General features: G+C 60.0%; 14 protein-coding genes. 6 read left to right on the forward strand and 8 right to left on the reverse strand.

What is annotated here, in order from left to right:
* Positions 1-19: 19 nt before the first annotated feature.
* Both ABIB60_RS09650 and ABIB60_RS09655 read left to right on the forward strand, forming a co-directional pair.
* Positions 20-2,974 (forward strand): M1 family metallopeptidase, encoded by a 2,955-nt coding sequence (locus tag ABIB60_RS09650; RefSeq protein WP_354579479.1) that lies wholly within the window; start codon positions 20-22, stop codon positions 2,972-2,974.
* Between the two features lie 100 nt (positions 2,975-3,074).
* Entirely contained in the window at positions 3,075-3,677 is a 603-nt protein-coding gene (locus ABIB60_RS09655) for an inorganic diphosphatase (RefSeq protein WP_354579481.1), read from the forward strand.
* A gap of 65 nt (positions 3,678-3,742) precedes the next feature.
* On the opposite strand, the gene ABIB60_RS09660 is transcribed toward ABIB60_RS09655, so the two are convergent.
* Positions 3,743-4,453: a DNA repair ATPase gene (locus ABIB60_RS09660; RefSeq protein WP_315999394.1), complete on the reverse strand. Its 711-nt coding sequence runs from the start codon at positions 4,451-4,453 to the stop codon at positions 3,743-3,745.
* A 276-nt stretch (positions 4,454-4,729) separates the two neighbouring features.
* Between ABIB60_RS09660 and ABIB60_RS09665 the strand changes: the two genes are divergently transcribed.
* The 4 genes from ABIB60_RS09665 (at position 4,730) to ABIB60_RS09680 (ending at position 8,119) form a co-directional block, all read left to right on the forward strand.
* A complete protein-coding gene (locus ABIB60_RS09665; protein WP_354579483.1) occupies positions 4,730-5,137 on the forward strand; it encodes a 6-pyruvoyl trahydropterin synthase family protein in 408 nt (135 codons plus the stop codon).
* Positions 5,130-5,819: a GTP cyclohydrolase I FolE gene (gene folE, locus ABIB60_RS09670; RefSeq protein WP_354579484.1), complete on the forward strand. Its 690-nt coding sequence runs from the start codon at positions 5,130-5,132 to the stop codon at positions 5,817-5,819. Before ABIB60_RS09665 ends, folE begins: the two co-directional genes overlap by 8 nt.
* Positions 5,820-5,965: 146 nt before the next feature.
* The gene (locus ABIB60_RS09675; RefSeq protein WP_354579485.1) at positions 5,966-6,877 is read left to right on the forward strand and encodes a TIGR01777 family oxidoreductase; all 912 of its coding nucleotides are present in this window, start codon (positions 5,966-5,968) and stop codon (positions 6,875-6,877) included.
* A gap of 6 nt (positions 6,878-6,883) precedes the next feature.
* Positions 6,884-8,119: a hypothetical protein gene (locus ABIB60_RS09680; RefSeq protein ID WP_354579487.1), complete on the forward strand. Its 1,236-nt coding sequence runs from the start codon at positions 6,884-6,886 to the stop codon at positions 8,117-8,119.
* 38 nt (positions 8,120-8,157) lie between these two features.
* Here the strand turns inward: ABIB60_RS09680 and ABIB60_RS09685 are convergent, their stop codons facing one another.
* The 7 genes from ABIB60_RS09685 to ABIB60_RS09715 form a co-directional block, all read right to left on the reverse strand.
* Positions 8,158-10,545, reverse strand: a complete 2,388-nt coding sequence (locus tag ABIB60_RS09685) for a transglycosylase domain-containing protein (RefSeq protein ID WP_354579489.1) — start codon at positions 10,543-10,545, stop codon at positions 8,158-8,160.
* 190 nt (positions 10,546-10,735) lie between these two features.
* Positions 10,736-11,116 (reverse strand): hypothetical protein, encoded by a 381-nt coding sequence (locus tag ABIB60_RS09690; protein ID WP_354579491.1) that lies wholly within the window; start codon positions 11,114-11,116, stop codon positions 10,736-10,738.
* The gene (locus ABIB60_RS09695; protein WP_354579493.1) at positions 11,113-11,502 is read right to left on the reverse strand and encodes a hypothetical protein; all 390 of its coding nucleotides are present in this window, start codon (positions 11,500-11,502) and stop codon (positions 11,113-11,115) included. The genes ABIB60_RS09690 and ABIB60_RS09695 overlap by 4 nt, the downstream gene beginning before the upstream one ends.
* Before the next feature lies 1 nt (position 11,503).
* The gene (locus ABIB60_RS09700) at positions 11,504-11,746 is read right to left on the reverse strand and encodes a hypothetical protein (protein ID WP_354579494.1); all 243 of its coding nucleotides are present in this window, start codon (positions 11,744-11,746) and stop codon (positions 11,504-11,506) included.
* Positions 11,747-11,786: 40 nt separating this feature from the next.
* Positions 11,787-13,412: a DUF4153 domain-containing protein gene (locus ABIB60_RS09705; RefSeq protein ID WP_354579495.1), complete on the reverse strand. Its 1,626-nt coding sequence runs from the start codon at positions 13,410-13,412 to the stop codon at positions 11,787-11,789.
* A 63-nt stretch (positions 13,413-13,475) separates the two neighbouring features.
* Entirely contained in the window at positions 13,476-13,769 is a 294-nt protein-coding gene (locus tag ABIB60_RS09710; protein WP_315999384.1) for a winged helix-turn-helix domain-containing protein, read from the reverse strand.
* A gap of 110 nt (positions 13,770-13,879) precedes the next feature.
* Positions 13,880-14,533: a hypothetical protein gene (locus ABIB60_RS09715; RefSeq protein ID WP_354579497.1), complete on the reverse strand. Its 654-nt coding sequence runs from the start codon at positions 14,531-14,533 to the stop codon at positions 13,880-13,882.
* Positions 14,534-14,724 lie beyond the last annotated feature (191 nt).

Genomic DNA, 14,724 nt, shown 5'->3' on the forward strand with positions numbered 1-14,724 from the left:
CTCTCCCTGTTTTTTCTGTATGAAGAAATTTTTAGCACTGAGCCTACTACTGGCCCAACCGCTGCTGGGCTTGGCCCAGTCGGCTACCTGGCAGCAGCAGGTTAATTACTCTATTGATGTGGCGCTTGATGACCGCCAGCACGTGCTTACCGGCCGTGAGGAATTGGAATACACCAACAATTCGCCTCAGCCGCTGACCTATATTTGGTTTCACCTCTGGCCTAACGCCTACCGCGACAATAGCACGGCCTTCGCCCGGCAACAGCTACGCAACGGCAGCCGCAAATTTCAGTTTGCCACGGCTAGCCAGCGGGGCTTCATTGATGGGCTGGAGTTTCAGGTAAACGGCCAGGCAGCCCGCCTGGAGTACGATGCCAGCAACCCTGATATGGCCAAGCTGGTACTTCCCCAGGCCCTGGCCCCCGGAGCCAAAGCAAACATCACCACACCATTTCGGGTAAAAATTCCCGACTCATTTTCGCGCTTTGGGCACGTAGAGCAGAGCTACCAGATTACGCAGTGGTACCCCAAACCGGCCGTGTACGACCAGAAGGGCTGGCACCCCATGCCCTACCTCGACCAAGGCGAGTTTTACTCTGAATTTGGCTCGTTTGATGTGCGCATCACGCTACCGGCCAACTACACCGTGGGGGCTACCGGCGTGCTGCAAAACCCGGAGGAGCAGCAGCGCCTCGACCAGCTGGCCGCAGCTACCGCCAGCAAGAAAACGCAGCAGGACTTCGGCACTGACTTGAAATTTCCGGCGTCGGCAGCGGAAACTAAAACCCTGCGCTACGTGCAGGACCGGGTGCACGATTTTGCCTGGTTTGCTGACAAGCGGTTTAACGTGCTCAAAAGTGGGGTTACCTTACCGTCAGGCAAGCAGGTAACCTCCTGGGTCATGTTCACCAATAAGGATGCCCAGCAGTGGATTAAGGGGTTACAGGACGTGAACGACGCCCTGACCTACTACTCGCAATGGGTAGGCGAGTATCCGTACGCCTCGGCTACGGCTGTGGATGGTGCCCTGAGCGCCGGCTCGGGGATGGAGTACCCCATGGTGACTGTAACGCAGCCTTCGGCCATTGTGCACGAGGTGGGCCACAACTGGTTTTACGGTATCCTGGGTTCCAATGAGCGGGACTTCCCGTGGATGGATGAGGGCGTGAACTCCTACGTGGAAAACCGCATAGCTGAACGCAACGACCCAGCGGCGGGACAACTGGGCTTCCTGACCAAATCACCCAAAATTGCGACCAAGCTGGGCGTAGAGGGCCTTCCAGCCGCCGCTCTGAACCAGATTCCTTACCAGGCGGCGGCTTCCCGGGGCCTCGACCAACCCGTGAGCGGCCCCAAATCCGGGGAGTACGGCAAGCTGAATTACGGCGTGATTGTGTATGGCAAGACGGCTTCTCTGCTCAGGTACCTGGCGGGCTATCTGGGCCAGGAGAAGTTTGATGCAGCCATGCACGCCTATTACCAGCGCTGGCAGTTTCGCCACCCCTACCCCGAAGATATGCAGGCCGTGTTTGAGGAAACTACCGGCCAGAAACTAGATTGGTTTTTCCAGAACATGCTCACCACTCAAAACCACTATGAGGTAGCGCTATCTGACATGCTGGTACAGCCGGGCGCCGTGAAAGTGCTGGTCCGCAACGATTCGCCGGCCCCGCTGGCGGTACCTGTCGCCACGCTGGATGCTCAGGGCAAGGTGCTGGAAACCCGCTGGACGCCCGTATTCGGCGGCACTGAGGATGATGAGAAAGACGAAACTCAACTCAACTTCCGGCGCGAAGGCGTGGCGGCGGTAGTCATAGACCCCGAGTACCTGACGCCCCAGCTTAACCGCCGTGACGATCAGCGCCAGCTGGAAGGCAGCTTCCCGACCTGGGAGCCTCTGCGGGTGAAACCCCTGGCCAGCCCTGAGCGCTGGGACCGGCATTTCATTAATTGGGTTCCGGTGCTGGGTGCCAACACCTCCGACAAGTTTATGCTGGGGGCCGCCTTTTATACCAATCTGCTGACGCCCAAACGGCTGAACTTCCTGGCCATGCCCATGTACAGCTTCAACCAGAAGGAAGTGAATGGTATTGGCAGCGTATCCCTGAACGTACTACCCCAGCGCAACGTGCGCCAGCTGGTAACCAAGGTGCAGCTGACGCGCTTTGAGCGGTTTACCAAGCTGGAGCCCAGCATCACGCTGCAGCTGCCACACTCGGCCTACAACGGCGTGCAGCAGTGGGCGCGACTGGCTACCACCTCCGTCCAGAACGAGGATGAAAACCTGACTAGCAGTATCCAAACGCTGGAGTATGGCGCCAAGCACGGTAACGCCCTGCAGAGCTGGTCGGCGCACGCGGAGCTGAATTTCCTGACTTCGGATGCCAACAGTGACAATACGGCCCGGCAGGCTACCCTGCTGCGCGCTACGGCCACCTACGGCCGCTACTACAGCGCCAAAAAACAGGTCCGCGCCCGCCTGTTCGGGGGCACGTTCCTGAAGTCCAGCAACGACTTCCTGATGGGACTGAGCGGCAGCTTCGATTACCGCCGCCAGCACACCTACCTCGACCGGCAGCAAATTTCCGATGCCTTGACTGCCCAAGTGCACCAGACGGATGACCGGGACGGAGGCTTTAAAGGCTACGTGCCGGCCGTGAGCCGTACTTGGCTGACGACGCTGAACCTGGAAGCTGACTTGCCGGTGACATCCCTGGCAGTATACGGCGACCTGGGCGTTGGAGAAATATTCAACGCTACCGCTTCCACTACCAGCACCCGCACGTACTACGGGGCTGGTTTGGTACTACCCATAGCCAAGAATATTTTGCGGTTATATATTCCGGTAGCAGGTTCCCAGTTCGATAATGGCCTGCCCGAAAGTCGCCGGGACTTCACCAACAACATCCGGTTTGTACTGCACCTGGAACAACTTAGCCCGTTCCGCCTGCTGGATGAACAGCTGGCCCGCTAACCCTCTGCCAGCAAAAGATACAACGCCCGGCCAGCATCTGAGATGCCGGCCGGGCGTTGTATCTTTTGCCATCCGTGCCCCGACTTGTGTATCTTCCTCCATGCGAATTTCTGCTTTCATGCTGGCCGGCATGCTGCTAACCGGCAGCCTTAGCGGCTGCGGCTCCAACCTGGCCGACTTGCCAACCTACTCGGCCGAGCGTAAGCTGCTGCAGGTAGTGGTGGAGATGCCCGCGGGTACCAACCGCATCCAGCGCTACAACCCCGCTATCCAGGAGTTCGAGCCGCAGCAGCAGGCCGGCTCCGACGACCTGATTGAGTTTTTGCCGGTGCCGGGCAACCTCGGCTTTGTGCCCGCCACCCAGGTTCCGGCGCTTGCAGCAGGGGCCACGCAGCCCCTACCAGCTTTAGTACTTGCTGAAGCTCAGCCCGCCGGCACTGTGCTGGAGGTAACCCCGGTGGCGCTGCTCACGCTGGATATCAATGGGGCGCTGCAGTCGGTGCTATTGGCCGTGCCTGCCCGGCCCGGCCAGCGCACTTTACCCGAGGCCACCGATTGGGCCGCGCTCAACAAGCACTACCCCGGCCTGCGCAGTTCCCTAAGCCTCTGGTTTCAACACCGCACCCGCCCCACCGAAACACGCATAGTGGGCTGGAAAGATGAAAAGGAAGCCGAAAAATACGTACGCGCCCACATGCAGTAACCCGCACGAAAAAGCCCCGTTAGCACACTGCCAGCGGGGCTTTTTCAAAATATTCTGTTGCCAGACTATTCAATTTTGTTCATACGCTCTTTCACGGCTTCCAGCGCCACGCGCATGTTCACAATGTCGGCGCGAGCGGCTTCCTGCTCTTTCAAGTTCAGGTCTACCTGGTTGTTGAACTGCTGGAGTTCAGCGGCGTTCTGGGCCAGCTGCTGCTGGATATCAATTTTGCGCTGCTTGTTTTTCTCGATGTCCTTTTTGATGGCATCCGACTTGGCAATAACCGCCATGTGGTTGTCCTGTGACTGCATCAGGGCTTTCTCGGCCGTAGCAACCTGCAGGGCCAAGTCTTCGCGGTAGAGCTTACGGGCGAAGTCTTTCAGATAGCCCTCGGCCGATTTCCACTGCACGGGGGTAGCATCCTTGCTCAGGTAAGCGTTACCCAGGTCAATCGACCACCACACGGTAGTACCGGTAGGCACGGCATCTACTTTGCTGATAACGCGGATGGGGGTTTTGGCAATGGCTTCGATAACCACCCCATCCATCGTGTAGACGCCTTTATCGGCTTTCACTTTGCTGCCGAACTGCTCGTCCAGCTGCTTTTTCCAGGAATCCTCTACGCGTTTGCTGTCAAGCTGCATAGACACGCGCTGTCCTTTCCGCGGAATGCCTTTGATGGCCATATCCGTTTCATCAACGGGCGATTTTTGCGCGAAGCTCGTCACCGTAGTTGCCAGCGTTAGCAGCAGAGAAAAAAGTACGCCTCGTTTCATAAAGGGATGAAATAGAGTGTTGAAGAAATGTTGTGCAGGTGAGTAGTGCCGGCATTGCTGTATCCGACTGACCAAATTTAACCAGACTCTGAGCATCATACTAGGCTGCCGATTGATTTTTTTGGCTAAAATCACCTTTTATCCAAATAGTAATATTTAGCATTATTTAGGTACCAACAAATATTCAAAATCACCTATGCAATGAGCCTACTCCAGCCACTAACCCCTTTATTTACAAGATGAACAAACGCAACTCTGCCCTGTTCTATTCTGACTATGACTGTTACCGTTTGCCGCAAGGAGCACTTTAACGCCGCCCACCGCCTGCACAACCCGGCGTGGAGCGAGGAGCAGAACAATGCCACGTTTGGCAAGTGCAACAACCCTCATTATCATGGCCATAACTACGAGCTGATTGTGCGCCTAACGGGCGAGGTTGATCCGGCTACGGGGTACGTGTATGATATGAAGCGGCTGAGCGACCTGATCAAACGCGAGATTCTGGATACCTTTGACCACCGGAACCTGAACCTGGACACTGAAGATTTTCGGCAGTTGAACCCCACCGCCGAGAATATTGCCGTAGTTATCTGGAACCGTTTGCGCCCCCACCTGGAAGAGCGCTTTGCCTTGTCGGTCACGCTGTACGAGACCGAACGTAATTTTGTAGAATACCATGGATAATCCCGTGCCTGCGGCGCCCGTCGCGGACGGAGCCGCCCCCCGCCCCGCTCCCCTCGACCGGCAGCTGCCCGCCGACCTGCGTACCCCGCTTCGCGCCGATGCTTTTGCCCTCAGCGACGACGAAAAAGTAACCGCCATTGCTGGGCATTTCGAGCAGATTATGCACCTGCTGGGCCTCGACCTGACCGACGACAGCCTGAGTGGCACGCCCCGGCGCGTGGCCAAAATGTACGTGCACGAGTGGTTTAAAGGTCTCGACCCCAAACACCGCCCTGAGGTGCGCCTGTTTGAGAACCGCTACCACTACCAGAATATGCTGGTGGAGCGCGACATTACGGTTTTCTCCTGCTGTGAGCATCACTTCGTGCCTATTATCGGTAAGGCGCACGTGGCCTACCTCCCGGGCGAGAATGTGGTGGGCCTGAGTAAGCTGAACCGAGTAGTGCAGTACTTTGCCCGTCGCCCTCAGGTGCAGGAGCGCCTCACCCGCCAGATTGCCGAGGAGTTGAAAACGACTTTGGGTACCGAGAATGTGGCCGTGCTGATTGAAGCCGACCACTTGTGCGTGATGAGCCGGGGCGTAAACGACACGAACAGCAGCACCATTACGGCCGAGTACGGGGGGGCATTTGGCCAGAATGAGGCATTACGCCAGGAGTTTATCCGTTTGATTGGCAAGTAGCACCTGGGGGCCGGCGGGAGCTGACTTTAGAAGACGACGGTTTACTCTACCTTCGCCTGACATTTCACACAACCACTTTTTCCCTGCTCGGCTTACGGGGCTCTGGCTGCTCAGCACCAAGCCTTACGCGCTAAGTACCCTACACTATGTCCCGTAAAGTTCTGATTACCGGGGGCACCGGAATGATTGGCACCCGCCTGGCGGAAATGCTGATTGATGGCGGCTACGAAGTAGCGCTGCTCAGCCGGACTCCCGGTAGCGGCCGGTTCCGCAGCTTCCGCTGGGACCCCTTGGCCGGTACCATTGACGAGGCCGCCGTGCCCTACGCCGATTATATCATTAATCTGGCGGGCAGCAGCGTATCGGATGGCAAGTGGACGCAGGAGCGTAAGCGGGAAATTCTGTCGAGTAGGTTGGCGGGCACGCAACTGATGGCCCGGCAGCTGGCCAAGCAAAACCACCATGTGCAGGCGTTTATTTCGGCCTCAGCCATTGGCATCTATGGCGACCGGGACAACCAGATTGTAAATGAGGAAACCCCGCCGGCCGAGGGCGACTTTCTGGCCGAAGTGTGCCAGCGCTGGGAAGCCGCCGCTCAGGGCGTGGCCGAGTATGGCGTCCGGACGGCTATTTTCCGCATTGGCATTGTCCTGAGCCCGGAAGGTGGAGCCCTGGTGCCGCTGGCCCGGACGGTGAAGCTGATGGCTGGGGCGCCCTTGGGCTCGGGCAAGCAGTACATGTCCTGGATTCACCTCGACGACCTGTGCCGCCTGTTCATTCAGGCCCTGGAAGACGCGCGTTGGGTGGGCACCTACAATGCCGTGGCTCCCAACCCCGTAACCAACCAGGAGTTTACCCGCACCTTGGCCGACGTGCTGCACCGCCCGCTGGTACTGCCCAAAGTACCGGAGTTTGGTCTGAAGCTGATGATGGGCGAAATGAGCGAGATTGTGCTGGCCTCCCAGCGTGTAAGCGCCGAGAAAACGTTGCAGCAGGGCTTCACCTTCGAACATCCGCAGTTGCGCGGGGCCCTAGAGTCATTCTACAGCGAGGAATAGGCTACCGTGTTCCGCGCCATTGCTCGGTTTCTGCTGGCAAGCGCGCTGGTGGTGTTGACTTACCTGAACTGGCAGCTACTCTATACGCCCCTATTGGAGCCGGTGCAGGGCTCGGCCGCCATCAACCAAGATGTGGTAGCGCAATTGCAACACCTGCAAGGCCGCCTGCACAATGGGGCGGGCGCGCAAATGCAGGAGCTGTACCCGGAGGGGTTTGTGTACCTGAATGCGCTGTATGCTCTCACCTGGACCGAGCTGTTGCCCCACCTGCCCCCCGCTTCAGCGCTGCACCAGCAGGCCCGGCGGGAAACGGAGTGGGCATTGCGTGAAATCCAGAGCCCAACGGCGCAATCCATCTTCGAGCCGGAGCTGCCGCTGTCCTACGGGGCGTTCTACCAAGGCTGGTCGGCGTATTGCCTGGGGCGCTACCTGCACGCGCTGCCGCCGGCCCAACGGGATACGGCGGCGGTTCGACGATTTAAGCAACAGTGCGCCTTGATTGCTACGGCTCTCCACAACAGTTCTTCACCCTTCCCAGAATCGTACAGCGGAGCCGCCTGGCCAGCCGATGGCGTGATGTGCGCCGCCGCCCTGGCCTGGCACGACCGGCTGGCGCCCCCGCAGTACCACGGTGTCCTTCAGCAGTGGCTAGGGGCCGTATCCTCCCGGCTGGATGCTCACCAGCTGATTCCGCACGAAGTAGAGGCTGGCTCGGGCGCTGTGCGCACGCCCGCGCGTGGCTCCTCGCAAAGCCAGCTGCTCAACTTTCTGGTTGAAATTGACTCTGCCTACGCGCGGCCGCATTTTCAACGTTACCGCGCCCTATTCTTGACGAGTCGGCTGGGCTTGCCGGGCATACGAGAATCGGCCCGGGGCACCGCCGCTACCGAAGATATTGATTCGGGCCCGGTTATATGGGGCGTTGGTGGAGCCGCTTCTTTGGTAGGCCGGCGCACCATGCAGCGTTTCGGTGATACAACTACGGCTCTGGGCTTGCGCAACAGCATTGAGGCGTTTGGCCTGCCCTGGCATAATGACAACCGTAAATCTTACCTGCTGGGCCAGTTGCCCGTTGCCGATGCATTTATTGCCTGGGGAAACGCCGTAGCGCCCCAGCAGCAACTAAGGGCGGCGGCCGGCTGGCGTACGTCTTTTCAGTTGCTGTCCGGGGCGGTGACGCTTTGTATAGTAGGGCTGTGGCGGCTCACGAATCGTAAAAAGCAGCCCAGCCCGGACGCATAGTGCATCCGGGTTGGGCTGCGTACCTGTTTTGCGGCGGGCTAGTTACCGCCCAGGCTGTCGGGAAGCGGGGCGGTGCCGTTGTTGAGGTTTTCCAGCAGGTTATCGACTACGATGGTATCCACGGGCTCCTCGCGCTGTCGGCGGCGGGGCTCCTCGGTGGTGCACACGTACTTTTTGCTGATGGTAACGGTAGGTTTGGGGAAGGGCCCCATCTGGATGTCGAGGTCTGGGTCCTGGTACACTTTCTCCATGTAGGTACCGAAGATGGGCAAAGCCATGCGGCCCCCTTCGCCCTGCTGGGAATTCAGGAAGTGGATGCTCCGGTCTTCGCCGCCCACCCACACGCCGGTTACCAGGTCTTTGGTGATGCCCATGTACCAGCCGTCGGAGTAGTTGCTGGTGGTGCCGGTTTTGCCGCCAATCTGGTTGTTTTTCTTCCACAGCTCATAGTCCCACAAGGCCTGGGAAGTACCACCGGGCTCCTCCATGCCACCGCGCAGCATGTAGGTCATTAGCCAGGCCGTTTCGGCCGGAATTACGCGCTTCTGCTGGGGGTCGAACTGGGCCAGCACGTTGCCGTTTACGTCCTCGATGCGCGTAACCAGCATGGGCTCAGTCCGGAAGCCTTGGTTGACGAAGGTGCTGTAGGCATTCACCATTTCAAATACGCTCACATCCCCGCCCGAGCCGAGCCCGATGCTGGGTACCGGCAGCAGCTTGCTCCGGATACCGACCTTATTGGCGTACTTGGCCACGTTGTCCCAGCCCACTTTCTCGGTGAGCTGGGCCGTGACGGAGTTGACGGAGCGGGCCATGGCATAGCGCAGCGTCATGTTCATGCCGGTGTACTCGCGGGTTACGTTGTCGGGCTGCCACTCCATGGGCTTGCCATTTTCCACGTAGTTGATGGTTACCCGCTCATCCCGGATTCGGTCGCAGGGCGAGTAGCCGTTATCCAGGGCCGTGAGGTAGACGAAAGGCTTGAAGGTGGAACCGGCCTGGCGCTTGCCCTGCTTCACGTGGTCGTACTGGAAGAAGCGATAATTGAGGCCGCCCACCCAGGCCTTTACCTGGCCGGTGAAGGGGTCCATGGTCATCATGCCGGCGTGCAGGAAGTGCTTGTAGTAGGCCAACGAATCCAGCGGGGACAACATCAGCGTAGTATCCCCGTCGCCCTTCCAGGTGAATACCTTGGTGGGGTGCTTGCGGTGCAAAGCCGAGTCGAGCAGGTCGGGGCGGCCCCGGTAGCGGGCGGCCAGCTCCTTATACTGCTCGGTGCGCTTCATCTGGGTTTCAATGAAGTTGGGAATTTCCTTGCCATCCTCATCCACCCAGGGGTTGGAGTCTCGGTTGCGCCAGAAGTTATCAAAGGTGCGCTGCAGAATTTTCATCTTCTTCTGCACCGCTTCCTCGGCGTAGCCCTGCATGCGCGAGTCGATGGTGGTGTAGATGCGCAGGCCGTCCCGGTACATATCGTAGCCATTCTGCTTGCACCACCCGTTCACAGCCTGGCTGATGGCCCCGCGGAAATAGGTTTCGGGCCCGTCCACGTGCTTTTCTACCTGATATTGCAGGGCAATGGGCGTGGCCTGCTCCTGCTGCACCTGGGCGGCCGTGAGCACGCCCGCCTGGCCCATGCGCGTGAGCACCAGGTCGCGGCGGCGCTTGGCCGCCTGAGGGTGAAACTTGGGGTTGAAGGCCGTGGGGTTGTTGAGCATGCCCACCAGCATGGCCGCCTGCTCAATGCTCAGGCTGTCGGGGGAAGTGCTGTAGAAGGTTTTGGCGGCCACTTTCACCCCGTAGGCCTGGGAGCCATACTCCACGGTGTTGAAGTACAGGGCCAGAATTTCGTCCTTGGTGTAGCGGCGCTCCAGCTCCACGGCCGTGAGCCACTCCTTGGTTTTGCTGATGATGGTACCCACCAGCGGCACGTGGCCCAGCAGGCCGGTGTTTTCCTTGCGGCGGGTTTTGTAGAGGTTTTTGGCCAGCTGCTGCGTGATGGTAGAGCCCCCACCCCCGCTGCCGCCGGTAGCGGCCCCCACTACCGCCCGGGCAATGGCCGTAGGGTCGATGCCGGAGTGGTTCTGGTAGCGTACATCCTCGGTGGAAACCAGCGCCTTGATCAGCCAAGGCGACATTTTGCTGAGCGGCACCGGGGAGCGGTTTTCACGGAAGTAGCGGCCTATTAGTATCCCATCGGCGGTGAACACCTGGGAAGGCTGCTCTACCCGCGGGTTTTCCAGCTCCTCCAGGCTCGGCGACTTCCCGAACAGGAACAGGAAGTTCATGCCTACCAAAATCGGGTACAGCAGAAACGTGCCGGCCCCCAGCACAAAAATGGCCCACAGCGCCCGGGAAACGCGGTTGGGCCAGCGGCGGGCAACAGGAGCAGAAACGGGTTTATTCGACGGCGTAGAAGCAGGCATGCAGGGCGCAGTGAGGCGAGCAGAACCGGCGGGGCCGGTTTGGGAGCCGCAAATATACCAGTTGCGGCGGGGTCGTGAGTAGTTTATCAATTGGCGGATAGGCGCGTGCGGCGGATAATCAGATGGGGACCCTACACACCTCCCCTGCCTGCCCTTCACTTCCGCACTTATCAGGGCAGTTGCAGGCTCCTTAATCCGTCATTTGCCCACTGAGGAGAACTACTAATCCGATACCCACTGCTACGGTTATGCAAGCCGCGCCGACGTACCCGCCCCAAGAGACTAAGCGCCATGCCCACAGCCAAGCCCGATTCTTAAGTGTAGCGGCTATCCGGCCCGCTGTAAAAGCTGCCAGCCACGGCAAGCTCACCACGCACCCGATGAACGTCGCGCCAAACCACACCCCGGTCTGCGGGTGATTCGGCCAGATTTCATCCTCGAATACCAGATTCAGGACGCAGAACACCGCAACGCCCGCCAGCAGCCAGGCCGCCCGGGGTACGGCCGGCCGCACCGTATCCTGCCCGAACCGCCACAGCCGGACCGCCTGCGCATCCAGCCAGCCCATCATAGCCACAGTGGGTTGAGGTGAATAAGGCCGGTTCCCACCAGCGCCAGGCCCAGCACACTCCCCAGGTGAAATACCACGCATAGCCAGAACACCAGGCTGGGTACATAACGGCGAGTATCCAGCAGGCTTCCCGGCGACGAAGGTAGCGCCAGCGGCAGGGTGGCCTGGTACAGCACTACGGCATTGGCCGCCGTTACCAGGCCGCCTACCAGCCACGCCTGCTGCCACAGCCGTACCAGCTGCGCAAGCACGGCTTCATCGGCCGCACCGAGGCGGTACCAACCCGGAATTTGCCACCACGTCCAGAGTAGGGCGCAGGCGGCCACCAGCACCGCCAGGCTGCGGCCGGCGGAGTGAGGTTGCAGGAGTACAGGAGTCGTCGGCATATCAGCGGATGGCAACAGGTTGTGGCCCATTTTGCCCCCACAGGAGCATCACGTGCAGCAGCGTCCAGAGCACGGAGGCCAGTAGCAGAGTGGCGCAGGGCAATACCACGGCCAACAGGCGTTGAGTGCGGGCGGCGAAGGTGGCGGCCCGCTCCCGCCAGGTAAGCAAAGCGGCCAGCGCGGCTATGCTGCCAACGCACCACAATAGCCCGAGCAGGGACAGACCTACTTGCAGAAGATTCATAGTTTCTAGCGTGGAAGTTTGATAAGCAAAACCGGGCGGGCTAGCGGCCGCGTAAGGCCTCGTAGGCCGAGGACTCGGTCTGGGTCCAGCTCTGCCAGTGGTGGTACTCGGGGTAGTTGCGCTGCCAGGCCGTAATGCGGTTGTGGATGGCCGCTTTGGCCTGTGCGGGCGTAGCCGTGGTTTCGTAGTAGCTGCCGGGCGGGCTGATGATGATGCGCGTGGCCCCGTCGAGCACGCTTTGGCGGGCGGCCAGCTCAGGCAGCACCCGCTCGGGCATCTCCAGCAGGAAACCCAGATCTACAGTGCGGAAGCGGGGGCTGAGGTTATAGCGGGCAATCCAGATTTCCCAGTTGCCCAGAGCCAGCAGCAGCAGCAGGCCGTAGGCCGCCAGCCCGTTCAGGCGCACCAGGGAATAAGCCGAGCGGCGCTGCCAGATTTTCAGCAGCACCGTGAGCAGCCCGAACACCGTGAGCAGCAGAAACCCATACACCCCAATGCGCTTGTAGGCCAGGCCCGTATGCAGGATGTAGTAGTAGTTGCGCAAACCCACCGACACGGTTAGCACCAGGTTTTGCAGCACCCAGACGGTAGCGCCCCAGCGCAGGGCCGGCAGACCAGGCTGGTAGAAGTTAAGGTTGCGGCGGAAAAACCACAGCACAATCCCCATGGCCACCAGAATGCTCAGAATCAGCACGTAGGTGCCCTCGTGCACAAACTGCGTGAGGTCGAAGCCGGGCTCCGGAGTAAAGCCCAGCCAGATCCAGCGCACATCAATGACGTTGACCAGCAGCAGCAGCGCATTCACCAGCCCAAATACCGCCAGTGCCGCCAAGTACTCCTTGCGCAAATCCAGGGGCCCGGTGGCGCGCACCCGGAAATCGGGGCGCCGAACGCCAAAAGACGCCACCCGGTCGCGCTGCCGCCGCACAAACTCCCCAAACCGGGACTCCTGATCCTGGAAAAAGTGAAACGGCACCACTACCAGCGCCGCCACCGTCAGGAGTAAGCCCAGCAGAAAAAACAGCACGTGCACCACCGAAAAGGCCGGCCACAGCGCCGCCAGCCACTCGCCCAACTGCCGAAACACAGCACTGGCAAGGGCCCCGTAGCGCGGGTTAGCCAGCACAAACAGGATGTGAAAGACCACCAGCACCACCAGCGGCAGCACCAGCAGGCGACCGTAAAACCGGGCGCGGGGCCAGCGGCCAGCCCCACCCTGCGGCAGCCGCAAATAAGGCAGCAGCGCCGGCACGGCGCGTAGGGCCCCGCCCAGCCCCGTCAGCAGGGCGTAAGCTACCAGCTTCAGGTGGGGCTGGTTCACGTAGCCTATCAGCATAACCAAGGAGGCCAGGCAGGCCAGGCGGGCGGCCCCTGAGCCGTACCATACCACACAACCCGCGCTAACCACCGTGCCGGCCACCATCAGCCGGAAGTAGCCGGAGCGCCACACAGCCGTCTGCCGCGCCTGGCCAGCCAGCGTGGCCACCAGCACAAATGCAGTATACAGCGCCAGGTTAAGCCCGGTTTCCTGGTTCCAGAACAGGATATCGAACAGCACGGCTCCGGCCGGAATTAAAAGCTTCTGCAGGGCCGTGAGGGGAGCGGGCGCCCGGCGCACCGCATCGGTGGGCCCGGAGGCAGGGAGTGGAGCAATAAGGGTAGTCATGGCTTTATCGAATAGTTAAAAAGAACTTTGTATTTCAAAGTATTGGGGCAAAAAAAAGACAGCTTACCCCCGCAGCAGCTTTTCCAGAGCCGTTAAATGCTCTTGAAAAGCCGACTTTCCCTCCGCTGATGCGGCATACGTGGTGTTGGGCTTCTTGCCGATGAATTGCTTGCTCACGGTCACGTAGCCGGCCTTTTCCAGAGCCGCCACGTGGCTGGCCAAGTTGCCGTCGGTCAGGTCCAGGGCCTCTTTCAGTTCGTTGAAGCTCACCGACTCGTTAGCCATCAACACGGCCATTACCCCCAGTCGTACCCGGTTGTCGAAGGCCTTATTGAGCGTGTGAATCAGGTGTTTCAAGCAGTGAAATGGTGAAATAGTGAAGTGGTGAGACTGTCGTTCAGAAGGCCGGACACTATGTGTAAGGCGAATGGCGCGAATGGCGTGAGCAGGCCCGTCGAACGTCTACCCTACCGCTCATACCGGTTGTACATCAGCAGGCCGTAGCCGATGTGGCCCAGGCCGAAACCGAGGGCAAAGAACGCCAGTCCGAAGCCAGGGAACAACACGGCCAGCAGCCCCAGCCCTATTTCGGTGAGGCCCAGCCAGCGGATTTCGTCCAGGGTATACTTGCTGGCATTAAGCAGCGCCAACCCGTAAAACAGCAGTAGCCCGGGCACCACCAGCCCTACTGCGCCCTGCACGAACAGGGCAATGCAGAACAGGCCACCCGCTCCTATCGGAATAGCCAGACTCAGGGCCAGCCGCTGCCCCAGCGCACTCCAAACCGGCTGCCGGGCCCGGCGGGCCCGCCGCAGGGTAAAGAAAACGGCCACGGCCAACGCCCCCCCTAAGATGCCGGCCGCTAGCAGCAGCAGAAACGGCAACACCTGCAGGCGTTCTTCGGGGGTGCTTTGCAGCAGGCGCATAAAGCCCCCGTAAGAGTACCCCTCGGCGGCGTAGCGCTGCTGCAAATACCAGTGCCCTACCCCGGCACCGATTAGGGCTACCACCCCCGCCCCCACCCCCGACAGGCCGCTGAGCGAGATAAACCGCGACGACCTCTCCATAATGGAGCGGATTTCGGTGAGCTGGGCAAGCGGGTCGAGAGGGGGCTGCGTCATAGTTCAGGCAAAAGCACTTTGCGTTACAAAGCAACTATATTTATCCGCATTATCCAATCTTATCCTGTTTTTTATGACTTCATCTTTTGAAGAACTGCCCCGGCGGCACATGTGGTGGTCATGGTTTGGGGGCCTGGGGCTGGTATTGCTGGGGCTAGTGGCGGTGCAGGGGGTACATGAGCTGGAGCAGG

This window comes from Hymenobacter sp. UYP22 (genome assembly GCF_040547285.1).
Lineage (GTDB): Bacteria > Bacteroidota > Bacteroidia > Cytophagales > Hymenobacteraceae > Hymenobacter.